Below are 21,605 nucleotides of genomic sequence, written 5' to 3'. Positions count from 1 at the left end.
GGATCGCTTCGCCACGCTCGCGATGGCGTGGAGAGAGGGTACGCTCCTTCCACGCCGTCATTGCGAGGCGCCCTTGCGCCGAAGCAATCCAGGGGCCAAGTGACAAGGTCTGGATTGCTGGCTGACGCTCACGATGGCCGCCTTCAAACTACAACCGCCTCACCTCTTGTTCACCCCATATACCCGAACAGGAAGCCCGCCACCTTGCGCATCTGGATCTCCTCGCTGCCTTCGGTGATGCGGTAGCGGCGGTGGTGGCGGTAGATGTGCTCGAACGGCTTGTGGCGCGAATAGCCCATGCCGCCATGAACCTGGATGGCGCGATCGGCCGCCTCGCAACACAGACGGTTAGCCCAGTAGTTGCACATCGAGACCTTGTCGGAGAGTGTGTGCTCGACCTGCGCCTGGGTGAGCTGGTCCATCTCCCAGGCGGTCTTGCGGATCAGCAGCCGCAGCATCTCGGCCTGCGTCGCCAGCTCGACCAGCGGCCACTGGATCGCCTGGTTCTCGGCCAGCGCCTTCCCGAACGGTTTGCGCTCACGCGCGTAGTTCACGCTCTCATTGATGCAGAATACGGCCGCACCGAGCGAGCTCGCCGCCTGCCGGATGCGGTTCTCGTGCACGAAGCACTGCGCCAGCGACAGGCCGCGCCCGACCTCTCCGAACAGCGCGTCCTCCGGCACGAACACGTCGGTGAAGCTGACCCGCGGATGGTCGGTCGGCATGTTGAAGGTCCAGAGATACTCCTCGACCTTGACGCCCTCGCTCTTGGCCGGCACCAGGAAGCAGGTGATGCCGCGGGCATCGCCGTCCTTGCCCGAGGTGCGCGCGAACAGCGCGCAATGGGTGGCGACGTGCATGCCCGTGGTCCACATCTTCTCGCCGTTGATCAGCCAGCCCTTGACGTTGTCGCGAGTGGCCGGCTCCGCCTTGGTTTCCATGTGGGTTGCGTCCGAGCCGTGATGCGGCTCGGTGAGACCGAACGTGATGCGGTACTTGCCGGTGATCGAGCCGTCGATCATCGCCTTCTGGTCGTCGCGGCCATAGCGGTCGAGCATGGTGACGATCGGCAGATTGCCGACGATCGAATGCTCGTTCTGCAGATCGTTGTGCAGGCCGAGGCCCTTCGAGGCGAAATGCTCGCGGATCACCGCCATCCAGAGGTTCGAGCCGTCCTTGCCGCCGTAGCGCTTCGGGATCGCAAAGCGCAGATGGCCGGCCGCGTCGGCACGGTCCTTGGCCTTGCGCAGCAGCTGCTCCCACTCATGCCGCGGCAGGCCGCCATTCTCGAAATCGGTGCGCGCCCATTCGCGACGATGATCGAAGAAGCGGATGTTGTCGTCGGCCTGCTCCAGCGGCTTGATCTCGGCGGCGATGAAGCGATCGAGCTCGTCGAGGTAGGCGACCAATTCCTTCGGCAAGGAAAAATCCATGGCGTGTCTCCCTGTGCGTTTCGTTGTTGTTCTTGGTCCTGATGGGCGCGACCTCCCGTTGCGCGCTTGTGGCGCGCAGCGCCGTTGCGTATTTGGATGACTGCGACACCTGCGCAGGCGCTAAGCTGATGCGCGACAACCAATCAGAAAACAGGAGGAACGGCCGATGGAGCTGAAGTTTTCGAGAGTGACGCGCAAGGGGCCGATCACGATCGTTACCCTGGCGCGCCCCGAGGTCTACAACGCCCTGCACATCGAGGCGCATTACGAGCTCGAGCGCGTGTTCGACGGCTTCGCCGCCGATCCCGAGCAATGGGTGGCGATCGTCACCGGCGAGGGCGACAAGGCATTCTGCGCCGGCAACGATCTGAAATGGCAGGCGGCCGGCGGCGCGCGCGGCTGGGGCAAAAGCGGCTTCGGCGGACTGACCTCGCGCTTCGATTGCGACAAGCCGCTGATCGCGGCCGTCAACGGCGTTGCGATGGGCGGCGGCTTCGAGATCGCGCTGGCCTGCGACCTGATCATCGCCTCGGAGAATGCGACCTTCGCGTTGCCCGAGCCGCGCGTCGGCCTCGCCGCGCTCGCCGGCGGGCTGCAGCGGCTGCCGCGCCAGATCGGCATGAAGCGCGCGATGGGCATGATCCTGACCGGCCGCCACGTCGGCGCCCGCGAGGGCAACGAGCTCGGCTTCGTCAACGAGGTCGTACCGCAGGGCGAGGCGCTGGCGGCCGCGGAGCGTTGGGCCGACACCATCGCCAAGAACTCGCCGATGTCGATCCGCGCCTCCAAACAGGCGATCGAGAAGGGCCTCGCGGTGTCGCTGGAGCAGGCCATCACCGAGCAGCGCGACTACGCGGCGGTGCAGGCGATGATCCACTCGCAGGACTACGTTGAGGGACCGAAGGCGTTCTCGGAGAAGCGGCCGCCGAAATGGCTGGGTCGATAGAGCCTCACCGAGCTCGTTATGCCGGGGCGCGACGCAGTCGTGAGGGCGGGATCGATAACCACGATCGGGAGTATGGATTCCGGGCCTGCGCCTTGCGGCGCATCCCGGAATGACAGCTGAGGTGGTGGACGGACCTGCTCCGCTCTCACCACCGTCATTGCGAGCGAAGCGAAGCAATCCAGACTGCCTTTGCAGAAAGAATCTGGATTGCTTCGTCGCTGACGCTCCTCGCAATGACGGCGGAGAATTAGGCGCCATCTTGGCCTCTCCCCGCTTCGCGCTTGTAGGAGGCGTAGTTCGGCTGGTCGACGGCGAGCTTGTCGAGTGTGGTCTGCCAGAGGTGTTCCTTCAGCCCCGGCGTCGCGAGATCGACGGCGCCACTTGCAATCTGCTCCGCCAGCATGCGGTTGAGATCAAGCAAGGCAACGTCCTGTCCCAGCAACTCCCTCAACCGCGCATGCTCCGCAGCCTCCGCCGGTGCGGCCTGCGTCAGCTGCCGCACCACAAGATCGAGCGCGTTGATGCCGACCCTGAGCTTGAACGCCTGGTGTCCCGAAATCTGCGGCGCGATGTCGGTGCGCAGGAAATCCGCGACCGCCTTCACCAGCTCCGTCGGCGTCGGTTCGTCCTGCATCAGCCCTCTCCTCGCGGCGCCAAGAGCCGCAGCAGATCGATCTCTGTCTCCGACGCGCGGCGGCCGATCATGGCGCGCTCCATCGAGTGGTCGGGACCCAAGCGAAACCGCTGCATCATGCCGCAACACATCACGCCCCAGCGCAACGTGCCCATGACCTCCCAGAACTTCACCCTGCCGGCATCGACCGTGCGGCCAGCGGCCTCGTAGCCCGCGTACAGCTCCTCGCGCGAGCCAAAGCCGCCGACGGGCTTGTCGATCTCGCCGAAGCGCCAGGAGTTGACGCAGATCCAGCCGAGATCCTCCATGGGATCGCCGAGATGGGCGAGCTCCCAGTCGAGCACAGCGCGCACCCCGTCGGGGCCGATGATGAGATTGCCGTTGCGGAAATCGCCATGCACCAGCGTCACCTCCGCCGAGGGGCCGGGATCGTTGTGCGACAGCCAGCGCAGCGCGAGATCGAACACCGGGCGCGGCCAGTCGAAGCTTTGATATTCGCGCGCGAGCTCCGCGATCTCCCTGGTCGCGTTCATCTCGCGCAACGCGGGCAGCGTCTCGCGTCGAATCCCGTGGATGCCGGCAGCGATGCCGCCGAGCTGGCGCGCGAGGCGCGGCCGCGCCTCGGCGAATTCGGCATCGCGCAGGATCTTGCGCGCGATGGTCTCGCCCTCGACGCGGCGCATGATGAAACCGGCGCCGAGATCGTCCTCCGGCCGTAGCACGTGCAGTACCTCGGGCGACGGCACGCCGGCCGCACAAGCGAGCCGCATCAGCGCCGCCTCGTTGTCGAGCCCGGCGGCACGCCCGGGCGCGGCGCCGTAGCCCTTCGGCGAGCGGCGCAGGATGGCGCCGACATCACCACCGGGATGGACGATGTCGAAGCGCCACGTCTCCTGGCTGGCGCCGCCGGAGAGTTTCGCGGCGCCGCGCACGCCGGTCGCCCCCGGCATGAACGAGGCGACGCAGCGCGACAGCTCGGCCTCGATCATTGGCCCTTGAACTTGGCCGGGCGCTTTTCGAGGAACGCGGTGACGCCCTCCTTGAAATCCGACGTGCTGCCCGCGATGCGCTGCGACTGGAATTCGGCGTTGAGCTGCTCCTCGAACGAGTTCTCCGGGCTGTCCCAGTAAAGCTTGCGGATCTGCGCCAGCGCCACCGTCGGCCCGCTGGCGAGCTCGTGCGCGAGCTTCATCGTTTCCTCCTTGAGGGCCGCATCGTCATAGACGCGGTTGACGAGGCCCCATTGCAGCGCCGTCTCGGCCGGCAGCTTCTCGCCGAGCAGCGACAGCTCGATCGCGCGCGCCTTGCCGACGAGGCGCGGCAACAGCCAGGTCGAGCCGCAGTCGGGAACGAGACCGATGCGGCGGAAGGCTTGCAGGAAATACGCGGACTTCGCGCACAGGATCATGTCGCCCATCAGCGCGAAGCTCATGCCAGCACCGGCGGCCGGGCCGTTGACCGACGTCACGATCGGGCAATGCAGATTGCGCAAGCGGCGCAGGAACGGATGAAAGGCGGTCTCGAGCGCGGCGCCGGCATTGCTGCGGCCGGGCTTGGCCTGCGCATTGCGGCCCTGCAGATTGGCACCGGTGCAGAACGCTCGCCCCGCGCCGGTTACGACCAGGCAGCGCACCTCGGCCTTCTTCTCCTCGATCTCGTCGAGCGCCTCGGCGAGCCCGCCAAGCATGTCGATCGAGACCGCGTTCATGACCTCCTGATGATCGAGCGTGAGGACGGCGACGGGCCCGTCGAAATCGAGCGTGACGTGCTTGAACTGCATGTTTTCCTCTCAAGAGCTTTTCGGTCAGTGCATTCTTCGCCGCGGAAATTTGAAGCGCGGCATGGTTCTGTCAGCATATTTGATTTTTGCGCTTCGCTTGTCCATGGTTGGATCATCCCAATAACCGAAGCGGCGCGCAGCGCGCTCACATCATCACGGAAACGCCCAAGAGAACCCCATGAGCATGTTCGACCTCACCGGCCGTGTGGCCGTCGTCACCGGCGGCAATGGAGGCATAGGCCTCGGAATCGCCCAGGCACTTGCGTCCAGTGGCTGCAACGTCTCGATCTGGGGCCGCAACGCCGAGAAGAACAAGGCGGCTGCGGCGTCGATGGCCGCGGGGCCCGGCAGGGTCGATACCCATGTCTGCGACGTGACGAGCCCTGCTTCCGTCAACGCGGCGATGAAGGCGACACTGGACACCTTCGGTCGCGTCGACGGCTGCTTTGCCAACGCCGGCATCGGCGGCGGCGGCCGCAAGCCCTTCATCGAGCGCAGCGAGGAGGAATGGCGCACAATGTTCGCGACCAATCTCGACGGCGTCTTCCATGCCTTCCAGGCCGCCGCCAAGCACATGACCGCGCGCGCCGAAGCCGGCGATCCGTTCGGCCGCCTGGTCGCGACCTCCAGCCTCGCCTCGCTGTTCGGCACCGCGCGGAACGAGCACTATGCGGCAACCAAGGCGGCAATCAATGCGCTGTGCCGCGCGCTCGCCGTCGAACTCGCACGCCACGGCGTCACCGCGAATGCGATCCTGCCTGGCTGGATCAAGAGCGACATGACCGCAGGCATCATGGGAAACGAGAAGTTCGTTGCCAATGTCATGCCGCGTATCCCGGTGCGCCGCTTCGGCGAGCCGTCGGATTTCGGCGGCATCGCCGTCTACCTCATGAGCAAGGCGTCGTCCTATCACACCGCAGACTGCCTCGTGATCGACGGCGGCTATACCGCTTTCTGACTCCTCGGAGTGGAGGTGAGCCGGTGCGCCGGTTCACCAAACGCGGGTTGTTCCCGTGCTGCACTGCAAGATTTCGGAAATTTAATCCGCCCCTGGCTGCCACACCCCCGTGACCAGGGCGTTGTCGTCCATCACATAACGGAGAGACGTCCAAGGAAGGATACCATGAAGCGCGGTGTGACGGTTTTGGCCTGTGTGTCTGCCCTGGCTGTGGCCGGTTACTTTGCAATGGCCAAGTGGGGCATTCAGCACGAAAGCCGCGAGTTCTTCGATGCCGCGCGGCAGCGGTCGATCAATGTCGATGTCGCCGTGCGCAAGGACTACGAGATGAAGGCCAATGCCGGGCTGTGGCGGCTGCCGGTCGCCATCATCAGCAACGGCAACACAGTCAAGAACACCGAGTACTCCTTCCTCGCGAACGTGTTCGCCGCGCGCGGCTACCTTGTCGCCAGCGTCCAGCAGGACCTTCCCACTGATCCGCCGCTCGTCACCAAGGTCGGGATGCCTTATGTCGGCCGGCTCGACGTCTACCGGAAAGGCGAGGCCAACATCCTCTGCGTGCTGAACGAGATGAAGAAGCGTCATCCGAATGCCGACTACGATCACCTGACCCTGGTCGGCCACTCCAATGGCGGCGACACCGCGATGTATTTCGCCAAGGAGCATCCGAACATCGTCTCGCAGGTGGTGACGCTCGACAATCTGCGCGTTCCTTTCGTTATCAGGGACAAGCTCAAGATCCTGTCGTTCCGCTCGGATGATCCGCAGTTCAAGACCGACCCCGGCGTTCTGCCAACGCATGTCGACAAGAAGAGCGGCATCGACATCATCAAGACCGAGTTCCAGCACACCTGGATGAGCGACCGCGGCCCCTACACGGCGCGGGAACGGATCCAGGCGACGCTCGACAAATATCTCGGCGGCGATGCGACAAGCGAACTGGCCCCGGCAGACACCGACAATCTGATCGTGACCAACGGCGCAGCGGCCCTGCCCTGATCTGACGACACCTCAGCGCTGGCGTGCGATGGCAGCTGCGCGATTGCGCAGCTGCCATCGCAGGCGTCAGTCCTGCGGTTTGTTGGCCGGTGGGCCGTTCTTATTCCCCGGCATGCCCTTGATGTTCGACGGGTCCTGAGCGCTGACGTCCGGATTATGGCGGTTGATCGTGGACGAGCCGACGGTGCCGCCTTTCCTCTCAGTGCCCGGTCCGTTCTTGTTGCCAGGCGCGCCCTGGATGCCTGCTCCGGAATTCTGCGCACTCGGCGGCGGCGTGGTCTGTGGGCTGCCCTGCGCCAGCGCTGACGTGGCCGAGACGACGAATGCGCAAGCAACCAGACTGATCATTTGTTTCATGGGCGACCTCCATTTGTAGTTGCCGTGCTGTCCGAACGTGGCGCTGGCGGAGCCGTTCCCGGAAACATGGGAATTTCCCGCGACGACGCCGAGGGGCGCACTCCTTGCCCGCTTTATTGGCTTCCGGATCGCGTCACGGCCCACTACGGTCGGGGAACCGACGCATCAGAGGCCTCTACATGGAATACCTCGCCACCGATCTCAGCCCGCGCGAGCGCTACAAGATCCTGACCTCCTTCGTGCTGCCACGGCCGATCGCCTGGGTTACGACGAGAGGCGAGACCGGGGTGGTCAACGCCGCACCGTTCTCTTTCTTCAACGTGCTCGGCGAGGACCCGCCGCTGTGCGTGTTCGCGATCAACCTGCGGCCGGACGGCCGGATCAAGGACACGCTGGTCAACATCCGCCGCTCAGGCGAGTTCGTGGTCCACATCACCGACGAGCCCCTGGCGCAGGCGATGCACGAGACCGGCGGCGACTTTCCGCCCGAGATCGGCGAGCCGGATCACCTTGGGCTCAAGCTCAAACCGTCCCGGATGATCGGCGTTCCGCGGTTGGCGGAGGCACCGTTCGCGATGGAGTGCAAGACCTGGCAGCTCATCGACGTCAATGGCGATCGCGTGCTGGTGCTCGGCGAAGGCCTCGCCTTCCACATCCGTGACGAATTGTGGGACACCGAGAAGATGCGGGTTGAGATGGAGTTGTTCCATCCTGTCGGGCGCATGTTCGCCGACCGCTATTGCCGCACCGACGACCGGATGGATTTCCCGCCGGCCAAGGGCGCCAGCTGAGCGTTCGATGGCTTCCGCCGGCGCGAAACGTCAGTAGGTCGCGGCGAGATAGTCGACGATCTTGCCGACATCGGATTCATCGATCGGAGCACCATAGACCTTGATCATCTTGGTGACTTCGGCCTGCCAGAACTCCTTCTTGTTCTTCATCGGCGGCTGCGTCTTGATGTAGTCGGCGGAATGGCAGGCCGCGCAATTGCCCTGCACGACGGCGAGATCGGGCCCCGGCTTGAAGGCCGCCGTCTCCTGCGGAACCTTGTAGTTGACCGGTGCTGCGGTGAGGGAGACGGATGTGCCGGTAAGGCAGCCAAGTCCGACAGCCAGCATGGCGAGGAGGAAGGACGTCCGTTGCATGGTCATTCTCCTCAGGCGGCCGTGACGCGGACGGTTTCGACGACATTGCGCAGATAGCCGGCCGGGTTCCAGCGTGGCGTCTCTGGCTGAGTCTCGCCCGAATTGCTGGTGGCCCGCACCTTCAGATCGTGGGACCCCGGGGCAAGCTTCACCGCCAGCTTCCACTCCCGGAAGGAATACTTCCCGAGGTCCTTGCCGAGCTTGGCATCGGTCCAGGTCTGGCCGCCATCGGTCGAGACCGCGATCTGCTTGATCCCGCTTCCGCCGTCGAACGCGATGCCGCGCAGCGTCGCCGTGCCCGCCTTCAGCTTCGCGCCATCGCTCACGCTGGTGATGAAGGAACGGACCGTAAAGCGATTGATCGGAATCGTCGCCTTCGGCGCGGTCCCGGGCTCGATCGCATTGTTCGGCGTGTCCGGAATCCGATAGGCCGATTTCATCCAGAAGCCGTCGAACACGCTGTCGATGACGGTGATCTCGTTGAGGTGCTTGACCCAGTAGGTGCCGTAGTAGCCCGGCACGATCAGGCGCAGCGGAAAGCCGTTGAGGAACGGCAGGTCCTCGCCGTTCATGCCATAGGCGAGCATCACCTCGCCGTTCATGGCGTGATCGAGGTCGAGCGCCTTGACGAAGTCCGGCGTCTTGTCGATCACCGGGCCGTCCATACCGTTGAAGGTGACCTGCTTCGCGCCCGTCTGGACGCCCGCCATCTCGAGCACGGCCTTGAGCGGCACGCCCCGCCAGCGCGCATTGCCCATGGCGCCGTTGCCAAGCTGGCCACCTGCGACGCGCGGCTCGAAGAAGCCGCGGCTGTTGCCGGAGCATTGGTTGACGGCGACGATCTCGGTCGCCTTCATCTTGCGGATGTCCTTGAGCGACAGCTTGAGCGGCTTGTCGACCTTCCCCTTGACCGCGAGCGTGAACTTGTCCGGATCGAGATCGTAAGGCAGGCCCGCCAGATGATAGCGGACGAAGAAGGCATTGTTCGGTGTGATCACGCCGTCATTGAACACCCCGAATGGCGTTTCGAGTTGCGGCGGCCGGCTGGTCAGGCCGATCATCGGCCGCTTCTGCGGATACTTCACCAGCGGGCGCTCGCCGTTGGCGAAGGGCAACGTCACGGTGTCCTCGGCCAGCGCGCGAGTCGCGCCAAACCCGCCCAGCAGCGCCGCCAGCCCTGCTCCCTTGAGCAGATCACGTCTGTCGATCATGGCTCTCCCTCCGGAGTGGTCGTTCTCGCCCGGGGTCATCACCTCAAGACGATGTGGTCGGCTCGCGGCCTGCATTGCAGCGAGAGATGATTGTTGCACGATTCTCTTGTGACAAGAAAAGACATGAGCGTCAGAGATCAAACCATCGCGACTCATCGCACTGCGGCAAAACTGAAGACCGTGCGCGGGCCACGGAGTGCGCGCGAGTCGTGCCGGCGAAGGGGCCGGTTGGCGGGTCTCGTCGTCATGCGCGCGAAGCGAAGCAATCCAGAGCCCCACGTCGACTCTGGATGGCTTCGTCGCTGCGCTTCTCGCACTGACCGTTGTTAGGCCGTGCGCCTCGATCGCGCCACGGACTTATAGCCCGGATGAGCGCAGCGACATCCGGGGTCCCACGCGCCGTGTCGGTGAATCCGGATGTCGCTGCGCTCATACGGGCCATGGAGCCGCAGGCGAATTCCCTGCGGTACAGCGATAACCTCGGCGCGCCTTTGCCAAGGACAGTCGTGATGGACGGAGAGGCTACGGTGTGCTGGATGGCCCCACCTGCGCGGGGCATGACAGCAAGTCTTAGGCCCGATCGCGGCTCTAGCTCGCCTGCCCGATCTTGTCCTGCGTCTTGGTGTCGAAATCGCTGGCGTCGTGGCGCTCGTGGAGCTGGCTCTTGGGATCGCCGGAGACGCGGTTGACCATGCGGCCGCGCTTCACAGCGGTGCGCTGCGCGATCTGGTCGGTCCAGCGCTGGACATTCCTGTAGTCCTGCACCGAGAGGAACTCGCCGCCTTCGTAGAGCAGGCCCTTGGCGAGCGCGCCGTACCACGGCCACACCGCGATGTCGGCGATGGTGTAGTCGGGGCCGGCGAGATACTCGCTTTCGGCCAGGCGGCGGTCGAGCACGTCGAGCTGGCGCTTCACCTCCATCGCGAAGCGGTCGATGGCATACTCGATCTTGGTCGGCGCATAGGCATAGAAATGGCCGAAGCCGCCGCCGAGATAGGGCGCAGCCCCCATCTGCCAGAACAGCCAGGACAGGCATTCGGCGCGCTTGGCCGGCTCGGTCGGCAGGAAGGCGCCGAACTTCTCGGCCAGATGAACCAGGATCGCGCCGGACTCGAACACGCGGATCGGCTCCGGCCCGCTGCGATCCAGCAGCGCCGGGATCTTGGAATTGGGATTGATGGCGACGAAGCCCGAACCGAACTGATCGCCCTCGCCGATCCGGATCAGCCAGGCGTCATATTCGGCGCCGCTGTGGCCGAGCGCCAGCAGCTCCTCGAGCATCACTGTGACCTTTACGCCGTTCGGCGTTCCCAGAGAATAAAGCTGCAAGGGATGACGACCGACAGGCAATTCCTTCTCGTGCGTCGGACCTGCGATCGGCCGGTTGATGTTGGCGAAGCGGCCGCCGCTGGCCTTGTTCCAGGTCCAGACCTTGGGCGGCACATAGCTGTTCTGTTCAGACACGGCAGACTCCGGCGTGAGCGTCAGGAGCGAGCGTTTTAGGCGCATATGCCGTCGAGCGGAAGCCACGCTGCGCGCGGGCGCCATCAGCATTTTCTGCATTGCGCGGTCGAACCTGCGATGACAGAACGGAGACAAGACAACAATGACGGTCCGTCGCGGGCCGGCTCCTGGAAACGCCGATGACTGCAAGTCCCCTGCCCCCCGACCGCATTCCCGTGATCGTCGGCGTGGGCGAGATCGTCGATCGCCCCAAGGACATCGGCGACGGTCTCGAGCCGCTGGCGCTGCTCGAACAGGCGATCCGCCGCGCGGAAAATGACGCGGGCGCCAAGCTCATCCAGGACACCGGCTCGCTCGACGTCGTCAACTTCCTGAGCTGGCGCTACCGCGATCCCGAGCAGCTTCTCGCGCAGCGGCTCGGCGTGACGCCGGCGCACTGCCACTACGGTCCCGTCGGCGGCGAGAGCCCGATCAGCTTTCTGCACGAGGCCGCCTTGCGCATCGCGCGCGGCGAATGCGAGGTCGCGGTGGTCTGCGGCGCCGAGGCGCAATCGACGGCGACCAAGGCCGAACGCGCCGGCGTGCCCCTGCCGTGGACGCCGTTCGCGCATGACGTCGAGGAGCCGAAGCGCGGCGCTGCATTCCAGAAGCCGCTGGCGGTGAAGCTCGGCGTGTTCCGTCCGGTCACGGTCTATCCGTTCTACGAAGTCGCGAGCGCAGCCAAATGGGGCCAGACGACGCGGCAGGCGCTCGCCGAATCCTGCGAGCTGTGGTCGCGCTTTTCCGCGGTTGCCGCCTACAATCCCAACGCCTGGCTGAAGCGGCACTTCGCGCCCGAGGAGATCACGACGCCGTCGGCCGACAACCGCCCGATCGCCTGGCCCTACACCAAGCTGATGGTCGCCAATCCCATGGTCAACATGGGCGCGGCGCTGATCCTGACCAGCCTGGCCAAGGCGCGTGCGGCGGGCATTGCCGACAGCCGCATGATCTATCCGCTCGGCGGCGCATCGGCGGAGGATCCGCGCGACTACCTCACGCGCGATCAGTTCGCCGAAAGTCATCCGCAGAACGCCGTGCTGCGGGCCGCGATGAACATCGTCGGCGGCAACGGCGCGGCGTTCGACGTCATTGAGCTCTACAGCTGCTTTCCCTGCGTGCCGAAGATGGCGCGGCGGATCCTCGGCCTCGGCGCTGACGTGGAGCCGACCGTCACCGGCGGGCTGACCTTCTTCGGCGCGCCGCTCAACACCTACATGACGCATGCCGCCTGCGCGATGGTGCGGCGGCTGCGCGGCGGCGCCAGGCGCGGCCTGCTGTACGGCCAGGGCGGCTTCGTCACCAAGCATCATGCGCTGGTGATCTCGCGCGAGCCGCCGTCATCGCTGTCGCAGGAGGTGAGCGTGCAGGCCGAGGCCGATCGGCATCGCGCCGCAACGCCGGAGTTCGTCAGCGAGGCCGGCGGCGGCGGCAGGGTCGAGAGCTTCACCGCGCTGTTCGATCGCAACGGCGAGGTCGAGCATGGCGTGGTGATGCTGCGCACCGAGCAGGACACGCGCACGCTGGCGCGCGTGCCGGCGCAGGACGCAGCCACGCTGGCGCGGCTGATGGATCAGGACCGGTCGCCGGTCGGCGCGCTCGGCACGATCACGATGGCCGCCGATGGTGTGCCGGAGTGGCGGACGAATTAGTTCGCTTCCGTCGCCTCACACCTCCCGCGCCTCGTGCTGCCAGCGCGCATAGGCCGTCTCCCAATCGGGATCGCGCTCCGCCGCGAAGCCGAGCGTCCTGCCGCCACCGAGGTCGCGGAAGCCGATCATGGCGCGGCGGTGCGCGCCGCTTCTGACATAGGCGCGCATGCTGGCTTCGTCGGTCCAGACCGTCAGCGTGTGATAGATGCCATTCACCGGACGAAGCTCGACGCGCAGATTCCCGGGAGCCGCACGCGCCTGGCGGACGGCGCGCAGCGTGTGCCACCAGAATCGCGCCAGCCGCGTGAGGCCGCGATGCGGGCGGAAGCCGGTGACGGACACGTAGACGCTCATGGCGCGCTCCTGGATCGCAAACCGCCGCGCGATGGAACGGTCGCGCCGACAGGTGTGAGCACAACGCTGCCCACCGCGTCCTGGATGTCGAGTGCGGATCACGGGCCGGCGCTCAGCGCCCACTTCGCCTGGGCTTCACGTTGGCAGGCACCGTGCCCGTGGTCTCCGCAGCCGCCGGAGGCGCGCTGTCGTCGCCCGCCAATTGCTGGTCGCGCTTGCGCGCGAGCGCCTCGTCACGCCGGGCGGCCGCGACCGCCAATTCCGGATCCAGCTTGAGCGCCTGGTTGAAGTCGGCGAGCGCGCGGTCGTAGTGCCCCTTTGCCAGCCACACCGTGCCCCGGTCGCTGTACGTTGCGGCATCGCTGAAGCCCATGCGCACGGCGTGGTCGAGATCGACAAGGGCTTCGTCGAGATCTCCCTTGCGCTGGAACGCAAGTCCACGATCGTGGAACAGCATCGGGTTGTGCGGATCCAGCCGGATCGCCCGCTCATAATCGCCAAGCGCCCGGTCGAAGCGACCCATGCGGACCAGATCCTTGGCGCGGTAGTGATAGAGATCGGCATTGCGGGGCGCGAGCCGGATTGCTTCGTCGAAATCGGCGACGGCGCCCTCAAGATCGCCCTGTCGGCTGCGGTCCATCGCGCGCTTCACCAAGGATGCGGCGGTCATCGGCGCAGGCGGCACGACCGGCTCTGCCGCTTTCGGCTCTGCCGGCGGAGGCGGCGCGGGGGCCTCCGCCGCCGGAGGCGGCACCGGGAGCACGGCTCCGGTCGCGTCCTGGACGGCAGGCGCCGGGACGGTCTCACCTGCGACCTTGCGCTGCGGCCCCGATCGGGCCTGCGGCGACGGTGTCACGATCGAGCGCGTCGCCTGCCTGCTCATCCAGTCACCGGCGGAGGGCAACAGCAGAATCTCGAGGCCGATCAGGACCGCGCTGAGCACGGCGGTCGCCGCGGTAAACTGCAGGATGGCGTCCCAGCGTTCGCGGCGGACGCGGTCGCGCTCGGAGGCGAGATGGGCGTCGTATTCGGCACGCAGGCCCGCGTCGCGCAGCACGTTGTAGGCGACGATGATCAGCTTGAGCTGATGCTCCGACGCCGCATCGGCGCTGCCCCGGAGGTCGGGATGGTGCGCCTTGGCGGCCTGGCGGAACGCCCGCTTGATCGTGTCGAGATCGGCCCGCGGCGATACGCCGAGCACCTCATAATGCGTCGTCATGGCGCGATCCCGAACCTCTCTTCCGAGGCCGGTCCGGGATCACGCGGGGAGCAGGTCGAGCGCATAATGGGCGCCATCGCGGGTGAGCCGACCGAACGCGGCCCACGGAAAATGAGATCCACAAACCAACATCTTTTCTGCAACGATACGATCGAGCAATCTGCGCCGGCTGACCTCGGCAGCCGCGCCGTCCTGGTCATAGGCGCCGTGCCATTCCGGATGGCGCAGGCACAACGCCGGCACATAGGCGGTGTCGCCGGAGATCATCAGTTGCTCCGCTCCGGAGCCGAGATGAAACGCGGTGTGCCCCGGGGTATGACCGGGGACGCTGACGAAGCGGATGCCGGGCACCACCTCGTCCTCGCCCTCGACCGGCAGCACGTTCTTCCAGCCCGGGATCACGCTCTGGATGCGGCGCGCCAGCGCCTGCCGCCACGGCGGCAGCCGGCTGGTCAGAGATGCATCGGTCCAGAATTTGTACTCGGCCGCAGCCACGATGATCTCGGCGGTGGGAAACACCGGCGCGTCGGTGTTCTCGCCGAGCAGGCCGAAGATATGATCGGGATGGAAGTGCGAGATCAGGATGGTGTCGATGTCTTCCGGGCGAATGCCGGCTGCTTTCAGATTGTCCAGCATGCGACCCGAAACGAAGATCGAGTCGGAATTGTAGCCCTGCACCTGACCACCGCCGCCGGCATCGCAGAGCACGGTCTTGCCCTTCAGCCGCACCACGAAGGTGGAGATCGGGACCGGGACGAAGGCTGGGCTCAGACCAGCGGCGCGCAGTGCGTCCTTCACGTCGCTGATGCTGGCATTGCTGATGAAGCCGGCCTCGTGCGGCTTTTCCCACACGCCGTCGTAGAGGGCGATCACCTCCGCCTCGCCGATCGTGATCCGGCGATAGCCGCGTGCGGGATCCTCAGTGCGGCGGTGCGGCTTGGCGGCAACGACGGCTAGTCCCGCATCGAGACCCAAAGCAGCCGCGGCCGTCGCGGCCGATAGCACCAGGGTCCTTCGCGAAAAACCACCCGCAATCACATTGCCTGCCACTCAAATATACCGTCGGTTGAATAAATGCCTAACACAAGTTAATCTCCGCACCTTAGCGGGATTATGGCGCGACAACGGCCTTTCTGGCCGGGGCGTCAGGTGTGGGGAGTCTGCAACGGTGGGGGATGATCCGGTCGAGCGGGGCGCCGCCTGACGAACGGCGCACGCATGAGCGTCGACGTGGTTCGCGGGGGCGTCGTCGGCTCTGTCCGCGGCTATCGGTAGGGCTGTGTCGTTCGACTATCGGATGCGACAGCGGCCAATCTCGGCCGCTGTCCTCCGCTTCGTCATGTCTTGGGTCAGGCGGCGCGAACCGATTGCAGGAAGCGGCTGACTTCCTGCTTGAGACGCTGGCTATCACCGGAGAGCTGGCGCGCGGCGCTGAGCACTTGCCCCGAGGTGTCGCCGGTCTCGCTGGCGCCGCGCTGGACATTGGAAATGTTGGCGGACACCTGCTGTGTACCCGCGGCGGCGTGCTGGATGTTGCGCGAGATCTCGGCGGTTGCTGCGCCCTGCTCCTCGACCGCGGCCGCCACCGTCGCGGCGATCTCCGACAGCCGCTCGATCGTCGTCGAGATCTCCCTGATGGCGCCGACCGACTCCTGCGTGGCCCCCTGGATGCCGGAAATCTGTTGGCCGATCTCGCCGGTCGCCTTGGCGGTCTGTTCGGCCAGCGCCTTGACCTCGGAGGCGACGACGGCAAAGCCGCGGCCGGCTTCGCCCGCCCGCGCGGCCTCGATCGTGGCATTGAGCGCCAGCAGATTGGTCTGCCCGGCGATCGTGTTGATCAGTTCGACGACGTCGCCAATGCGGGTCGCCGCCTTCGACAGCTCGCCGACACGATCATTGGTGCGGCGTGCCTGCTCGACCGCATCGGAGGCGATGCGCGCGGACTCCTGCACCTGGCGGCTGATCTCACGGACCGACGAAGTGAGCTCCTCGGTCGCCGAGGCGACGGCCTGAACATTGGCCGACGCCTCTTCGGAGGCCGCGGCGACGGTGGTGGAAAGCTCCTGCCCTCGCACGGCGGTGCTCGACAGCGAGTTGGCCGAGCTCTCGAGCTCGCTGGAGGCCGAGGACACCGTATTGACGATGTTGCCGATGGCGCCTTCGAAACTGTTGGCGAGCTCCGACATCTCCCTCTTGCGCGAGGCGGCTGCTCGCCGCTCCTGCTCACCGAGCTCCCTGGCGTTGAACCGCACCATCGTCTGGACGGTCTGCAGGTTACGCAAGGCGCGACCGATCTCGTCGTCGCGCTGGATGCGCATGCGGGTGTCGAGCTTGCCCTGGGTGATGCTTTCCATCGTCTCGTTCAGATGATCGAGCGGCGCCACGATCACGTTCATCGTGCGCAGTCCGACCAGGCCACACAGCACGACACCGGCTACAGCAATCGCGACGGCGGTCATTCCGGTGAGCCCGCCCTCTCCGAACGAGATGACACCAAGCACGAGCAGGAACAGCGTCTGCAATCCGACCAGCGTTCGCAGCCGTGCCGCGATCGTGCCGGTGAACATCGAGAGATGGTCGAACACCGAGCGGCGGCGGACGATGCCGTCGTCGATCTTGTAACCATGTGGCCGCTTTTCGCGGATCGCCGCATAGACCTGCTCGGCCTCTGCGCGCTGGTCGGCGGGCAGCTTGGTGCGCACCGAGGTGTAGCCGACGACCTGGCCGTCTTTGCAGATCGGCGACGCCGTCGCCAGCACCCAGTAATAGTCGCCGTTCTTGCGGCGGTTCTTGACCGCGCCGACCCAGGGACGGCCGGCCTTGAGCGTGGTCCAGAGATTGTCGAAGGCTTCAGGCGGCATGTCCGGATGACGCACGATGTTGTGCGGCTGCCCCATCAGCTCGGCTTCGGTGAAGCCGGCCGCATCGACAAAATCCTGGTTGAAGAAGGTCAACTTGCCCTTCGTGTCGGTCTTGGACACGATCAGCGTGTCATCCGTGATCGGATACTCGACGTTGGTGACGGGCAAATTCTTGCGCATGGCGAGTCTTTCAATGGCCGTGAGCCATGCCGGCATCGGCATGACTAGTTTTGCTGCAAACGATGCATCGATTATCGCAGTCGCCGATTAACCTAAGATAAAATGCCACAACCGTCGAAATACGGGTCGCAAGACCCCGTTCACGGACGGCCGCAATCTCACAAGGCCTATCGCCGGCGTGTCGCCTCGACGCGAGCCACACAGAACGGCGCAACCATGTTGCCGCCGTTGATGGAGGGATCTGGATCAATCGGTGCGAACCGCTTGCAGGAAGCGCGAGAGCGCCAGCAGGTTGGTTTGGCCGGCGGTGGTGTTGATCAGCTCGACGGCTTTGCCGATGCGGTCCGCGGCCTTCGACAGCTCGCCGAGGCGTCGGTGGTCCCGCGCGCCTGGCCGGCTGCCTCGCCCGCCATCCGCGCCGACCGGCCCACGAAAAAGGGCGCGGCCTCGCGGCCACGCCCTGGTCTGGTCGGGATCTGCGCGCCGGGATCAGGCTGCGCGCACGGTGTCCAGGAAACGTCCAACCTCGAGCTTCAGTCGGTTGCTGTCGCCGGACAGCATTTGCGCCGCCGAGAGCACCTGGGACGACGCCGAGCCGGTCTCGCTGGCGCCGCGCTGCACCCCGGCGATAGCCGCGTCATTCCAGCTCGATCGGCTGATAGGCGCCGGTCTCGTCGAGCGCCGTGCCCCAGATCTTGTGCGAGGCCTGATGTTCGGCGGGGCCGAAGTTGAGCGAGGCGCCAAGACCGAGATCGATGTTGCGCATCGACTCCAGCGTATCGATCAGCCGCTCGGTATCGAACTGCGGACCGGCCTGCTTCAGGGCTTGAACCAGGATGCTCGCCTCGATGTAGCCCTCGAGCGAGGTGTAGTCCGGCGGTTCGCCGGGGAAATGTCGAGCCAGCGCGGCCTTGTAGTCGAGCACCACGCTCGAATAGCCGGAGACGGCGGGAACGGTCTGGGTCACGATGACCCCCGCTGCGTAGCGCGAACCGAGCAGCATGAGCTCATTGGCAAGCGCCGATGCGCCGACCGCCGACACATTGACGAAGAGGACGCCGGGAAGCGCGTCGCGCGCTTTTTCGATGAACTTCGCCGCCGCGCGCGAGGTCGCGACCATGATGACCGCGCGGACGGGCACCTTCTGGGCCTTGAGCTGGTTGATCGCCGGCTCCACATCCACGGTGTTGCGGGTGTAGTTGACGCGCAGGATCGCGGCGTCGCTGAGGCCGAGGACGCGAAACGCCTTTGCCACGCCGGCAAAGCCTGCATCGCCGAACGAATCGTCCTGCGCGAACAGCGCAATCTGGCGTGGCGGCACGCGGCGCAGCTTCACCAGGTAACGGACCAGCGCATCGGCTTCTTCCGAATAGCTCGGACGATAGTTGAAGACGTAGCGGTCCGGCGGATCGTGGCGCGAGACGTTCGCACCGGTATAGGGGCTGAAGAACAACATCCGGCGCTCGAGCGAATATGGGATCGCGACGGCCGCCGTCGCGGTCCCGAAACTGCCGACGAAGCCGAACACGCGCTCCTTTTCGTAGAGCTGCTTCATGGCGTCGAGCGTGCGGTTCGGATCATAGCCGTCATCGGCGACGACGAGCTTGAGCATCCGGCCATTGACCCCGCCGGCGTCGTTGGCGCGGTTGAAGGCGGCTTCGATGCCGACCTTGAGCAGCCGGCCCGATTCCTTGTTCGCGCCCGACAGTGGCAAGACGCTGCCGAACGTGATGTCGCGCTCCGTGACGCCGCGAACCGATGGAGCAGGCACGGCGCTCGTCGCACCAGCCGCAGCGATGGAGGGCGCAGAGTCCGGCAGCGCGCCGGCCGCCGTTGCGGGCGCGCCGATCGATCGCTCGATGTCTGCGAGCTGAAGCTCGGCCCGCCGGCAGTCCTGGCGGCCACTCGCCACGGCCGCGCGACCGTCGGCGATGGAGCGGTCGAACTCGCGCGTCAGCTCGTTGCGATCGCCGTCGTCGCTCGACGCCTCCCGGATGACGGCTTGGAACTTGCCGATGATGGCCTGGATCCGCGGCCGAGGGATCTCGCTGCAGGCAAGGGCCGCTCCGATGGCGGGACCGATCCTGCCGCCGAGGTCGCGCACGACGGCGAGGTTGTCGCCGGGCGCGGCACCGACCGAGGTCGTGAGCATGAGGGTGAGGATGATCACCGAGGAAGTCGCGAGCGATCGCATCCGGTTCACCACCTCGTGGCGGGGCCGGAGGTCAAGGAAGGCCATCATGACGGGATTTGAACTCGTTGAGACACGCTGGTCGGATCGTTGATTGAGCTGATGAGGTTGCCGCGGGCCTGTCAGGCCGCGCGGACCGTCTGCAGGAAGCGGCTGACCTCGCGCTTGAGGCGGTTGCTGTCTGTCGACAGCCCCTGGGCCGCCTCCAGCACCTGGGTCGAGGCCGAGCCGGTCTCGGTGGCGCCGCGCTGCACGTCGGTGATGTTGACGGAGACCTGCTGCGTGCCGTGCGCCGCCTGCTGCACGTTGCGCGAGATCTCCTTGGTCGCGGCGTTCTGCTCTTCGACAGCGGCTGCAATCGTCGAGGAAACCTCCGACAGCCGCTCGATGCTGCCGGAGATCAGCCTGATCGCCGCAACCGATTCCTGTGTCGCCGCCTGGATGCCGGCCACCTGCTGGCCGATCTCATCGGTCGCCTTGGCGGTCTGCTCCGCCAGCGCCTTGACCTCGGCGGCGACCACGGCGAAGCCCCGCCCCGCCTCGCCGGCACGCGCCGCCTCGATCGTGGCGTTCAGCGCCAGCAGATTGGTCTGCCCGGCAATGCTGTTGATCAGCTCGACCACGTCGCCGATGCGGCTCGCCGCGCGCGACAGCTCGCTCACCCGCTCGTTGGTCTTCTTCGCCTGCTCGACCGCTTCGTTGGCCATGCGCGCGGATTCATGCACCTGGCGGCCGATCTCGGTGACCGAGGACGTCATCTCCTCGGTGGCCGAGGCGACGGATTGCACGTTGGTGGACGCTTCCTCCGACGCAGCCGCCACGGTGGTTGCGAGCTCGCCGGCGCGGACCGCCGTCTTGCTCAAGGTATCCGCCGAGACTTCCAGTCTGGACGATGCCGACGAGACCGTCTCGACGATCTCGCCAACGGCGCTTTCGAAGTCGTCGGCCATCTTGTGCATGTCGGCCTTGCGGCGGGCCAGCGCCCGCTGCTCGGCTTCCTTCTGCTCCGCTTCCAGCGCGTGACGTGCGACCGCATTGCTCTTGAACACCTCGACGGCGCCGGCCATCTCGCCGATCTCGTCGCCGCGTCCTACGCCGGGGACCTCGACGTCGAGACGGCCGCCGGCGAGGCTCTTCATCGCGCTGGTCATGCGATGCAGAGGGCTGGTGATGCCGCGCCCGACGAGCGTCGACACGACGAGCAGGATCAGCAGCACGATCCCGGCCGCCATCAACGACTGCCGCGTCGAGGCCCAGGCCTGAGCCGAGAGGTCATCGATATAGACGCCGGTCCCGACCAGCCAATTCCAGGGTGCGAAGCCTGCGACATGGGTGAGCTTGGGCTGCGGCGTCTCGGAGCCGGGCTTCGGCCAATCGTAGTCGACGAAGCCGCGGCCATGCTGGCGAACCACGTCGATCATCTCTTGGAACAGCTTCTTGCCGTTCGGATCCTTCATGTCCGCGACGTCCTGCCCGATCAGCTTGGTCGAGATCGGATGCATCAGCATCTTCGCGGTCATGTCCGTGACGAAGAAATACTCGTTGCCGCCATAGCGGAGCTGGGAGGCGCGCTCCAGAGCGCGCTTCTGCGCGTCGGCGACCGAGATCGTCCCCTTCTGCGCGGCAGCATGCTCCTCGGCGAAGATGGCGAGCGCGAGCTCGGTCAGATGCCGCAGCTCGAGCTGCTTCTGCTGCTTGAGGCCGGCGGCGAGCTCACGGGAATTGAAGGCAGTCAGGCCGATCAGACCGAGGAAGCTCAGACCGATCAGGGCGTAGATCTTGATCCCGATGGTGAGCTTGAGGCGATGAGGCATTGCAAACGACATGTCAGTCTCCACGGGCGCGACTCATGCTTGGGGCGCTCGGGGACAGATCACGTCGACGGTCGGGGGGCTCGCCCTCGTCGTCACGCAAACGGGCCCGCAGCCCACGCGTGGAAGCTACGGAACCCAATATTAAGTCTGGTTAAGACGATGTCCGTGCAAATACGGAGCAACGATCGAAAACTGATCGTTGCCCGTCCAGATCGGTAACGCGCTCCGGCTTGCCGTGCGACGCGTCGTCTCGTGCCATGCGACCGAACGAGAGAAGCGCCGTCTGCCCGTGGGACTCGACTGCGCGTTGGCCGCGAACGTCCGGACCCTACGCGCCGATTCTTAACACAAGTTAAAAACGCAGATTG

At 65.9% G+C, this 21,605-nt stretch carries 19 protein-coding genes; 5 read left to right on the top strand and 14 right to left on the bottom strand.

What is annotated here, in order from left to right:
• Window positions 1-170 precede the first annotated feature (170 nt).
• Window positions 171-1,433, bottom strand: a complete 1,263-nt coding sequence (locus QW863_RS05775) for an acyl-CoA dehydrogenase family protein (protein WP_315714933.1) — start codon at window positions 1,431-1,433, stop codon at window positions 171-173.
• A 166-nt stretch (window positions 1,434-1,599) separates the two neighbouring features.
• Here QW863_RS05775 and QW863_RS05770 point away from each other — a divergent pair, with 166 nt between their 5' ends.
• Complete coding sequence (locus QW863_RS05770) at window positions 1,600-2,379, top strand: enoyl-CoA hydratase-related protein (RefSeq protein ID WP_315714934.1); 780 nt, start codon at window positions 1,600-1,602, stop codon at window positions 2,377-2,379.
• Window positions 2,380-2,626: 247 nt separating this feature from the next.
• On the opposite strand, the gene QW863_RS05765 is transcribed toward QW863_RS05770, so the two are convergent.
• Genes QW863_RS05765 through QW863_RS05755 form a run of 3 tightly spaced genes read right to left on the bottom strand, consistent with a single transcriptional unit; the run spans window position 2,627 to window position 4,793 of the window.
• Window positions 2,627-3,013 carry a DUF6285 domain-containing protein gene (locus QW863_RS05765; protein ID WP_315714935.1) on the bottom strand — a complete coding sequence of 129 codons (387 nt, stop codon included), beginning with the start codon at window positions 3,011-3,013 and terminating at the stop codon, window positions 2,627-2,629.
• Window positions 3,013-4,002, bottom strand: a complete 990-nt coding sequence (locus QW863_RS05760) for a phosphotransferase family protein (RefSeq protein WP_315714936.1) — start codon at window positions 4,000-4,002, stop codon at window positions 3,013-3,015. Before QW863_RS05760 ends, QW863_RS05765 begins: the two co-directional genes overlap by 1 nt.
• Entirely contained in the window at window positions 3,999-4,793 is a 795-nt protein-coding gene (locus QW863_RS05755) for an enoyl-CoA hydratase/isomerase (protein ID WP_315714937.1), read from the bottom strand. The genes QW863_RS05760 and QW863_RS05755 overlap by 4 nt, the downstream gene beginning before the upstream one ends.
• Window positions 4,794-4,971: 178 nt before the next feature.
• On the opposite strand from QW863_RS05755, the gene QW863_RS05750 reads away from it, so the two are divergent.
• On the top strand, window positions 4,972-5,751 hold the full coding sequence (locus QW863_RS05750) for an SDR family oxidoreductase (RefSeq protein ID WP_315714938.1): 780 nt from the start codon (window positions 4,972-4,974) through the stop codon (window positions 5,749-5,751).
• Window positions 5,752-5,916: 165 nt separating this feature from the next.
• The gene (locus QW863_RS05745) at window positions 5,917-6,750 is read left to right on the top strand and encodes an alpha/beta hydrolase (protein WP_315714939.1); all 834 of its coding nucleotides are present in this window, start codon (window positions 5,917-5,919) and stop codon (window positions 6,748-6,750) included.
• Between the two features lie 66 nt (window positions 6,751-6,816).
• Here QW863_RS05745 and QW863_RS05740 read toward each other — a convergent pair whose 3' ends face one another.
• Window positions 6,817-7,107 (bottom strand): hypothetical protein, encoded by a 291-nt coding sequence (locus tag QW863_RS05740; protein ID WP_315714940.1) that lies wholly within the window; start codon window positions 7,105-7,107, stop codon window positions 6,817-6,819.
• A 179-nt stretch (window positions 7,108-7,286) separates the two neighbouring features.
• On the opposite strand from QW863_RS05740, the gene QW863_RS05735 reads away from it, so the two are divergent.
• Window positions 7,287-7,898: a flavin reductase family protein gene (locus tag QW863_RS05735; protein WP_315714941.1), complete on the top strand. Its 612-nt coding sequence runs from the start codon at window positions 7,287-7,289 to the stop codon at window positions 7,896-7,898.
• Window positions 7,899-7,928: 30 nt separating this feature from the next.
• Here QW863_RS05735 and QW863_RS05730 read toward each other — a convergent pair whose 3' ends face one another.
• From QW863_RS05730 to yghU, 3 genes are all read right to left on the bottom strand, one after another.
• Entirely contained in the window at window positions 7,929-8,258 is a 330-nt protein-coding gene (locus tag QW863_RS05730) for a cytochrome c (RefSeq protein ID WP_315714942.1), read from the bottom strand.
• Between the two features lie 5 nt (window positions 8,259-8,263).
• Complete coding sequence (locus QW863_RS05725) at window positions 8,264-9,463, bottom strand: molybdopterin-dependent oxidoreductase (protein ID WP_315714943.1); 1,200 nt, start codon at window positions 9,461-9,463, stop codon at window positions 8,264-8,266.
• Between the two features lie 588 nt (window positions 9,464-10,051).
• On the bottom strand, window positions 10,052-10,972 hold the full coding sequence (gene yghU, locus QW863_RS05720) for a glutathione-dependent disulfide-bond oxidoreductase (protein ID WP_409977899.1): 921 nt from the start codon (window positions 10,970-10,972) through the stop codon (window positions 10,052-10,054).
• Window positions 10,973-11,106: 134 nt separating this feature from the next.
• Here yghU and QW863_RS05715 point away from each other — a divergent pair, with 134 nt between their 5' ends.
• The gene (locus QW863_RS05715) at window positions 11,107-12,618 is read left to right on the top strand and encodes an acetyl-CoA acetyltransferase (RefSeq protein WP_315714945.1); all 1,512 of its coding nucleotides are present in this window, start codon (window positions 11,107-11,109) and stop codon (window positions 12,616-12,618) included.
• A 15-nt stretch (window positions 12,619-12,633) separates the two neighbouring features.
• On the opposite strand, the gene QW863_RS05710 is transcribed toward QW863_RS05715, so the two are convergent.
• The 6 genes from QW863_RS05710 to QW863_RS05680 all read right to left on the bottom strand — a co-directional run bounded on the left by QW863_RS05710 (window position 12,634) and on the right by QW863_RS05680 (window position 21,249).
• On the bottom strand, window positions 12,634-12,972 hold the full coding sequence (locus tag QW863_RS05710; RefSeq protein ID WP_315714946.1) for an antibiotic biosynthesis monooxygenase: 339 nt from the start codon (window positions 12,970-12,972) through the stop codon (window positions 12,634-12,636).
• A gap of 112 nt (window positions 12,973-13,084) precedes the next feature.
• Window positions 13,085-14,191 (bottom strand): tetratricopeptide repeat protein, encoded by a 1,107-nt coding sequence (locus tag QW863_RS05705; protein WP_315714947.1) that lies wholly within the window; start codon window positions 14,189-14,191, stop codon window positions 13,085-13,087.
• A gap of 39 nt (window positions 14,192-14,230) precedes the next feature.
• Window positions 14,231-15,196, bottom strand: coding sequence for an MBL fold metallo-hydrolase (locus tag QW863_RS05700; RefSeq protein WP_315714948.1), 966 nt, complete (start codon window positions 15,194-15,196; stop codon window positions 14,231-14,233).
• Window positions 15,197-15,540: 344 nt separating this feature from the next.
• Complete coding sequence (locus QW863_RS05695; protein ID WP_315714949.1) at window positions 15,541-17,232, bottom strand: methyl-accepting chemotaxis protein; 1,692 nt, start codon at window positions 17,230-17,232, stop codon at window positions 15,541-15,543.
• 637 nt (window positions 17,233-17,869) lie between these two features.
• On the bottom strand, window positions 17,870-19,426 hold the full coding sequence (locus QW863_RS05685; RefSeq protein ID WP_315714950.1) for an ABC transporter substrate-binding protein: 1,557 nt from the start codon (window positions 19,424-19,426) through the stop codon (window positions 17,870-17,872).
• A 119-nt stretch (window positions 19,427-19,545) separates the two neighbouring features.
• Window positions 19,546-21,249, bottom strand: a complete 1,704-nt coding sequence (locus QW863_RS05680) for a methyl-accepting chemotaxis protein (RefSeq protein WP_315714951.1) — start codon at window positions 21,247-21,249, stop codon at window positions 19,546-19,548.
• Window positions 21,250-21,605 lie beyond the last annotated feature (356 nt).

It is taken from the genome of Bradyrhizobium sp. SZCCHNR1017, from assembly GCF_032381375.1.
GTDB lineage: Bacteria > Pseudomonadota > Alphaproteobacteria > Rhizobiales > Xanthobacteraceae > Bradyrhizobium.
Note: the sequence above shows the minus strand (reverse complement) of the source record. Positions and strands in the feature narration are given on the sequence as shown.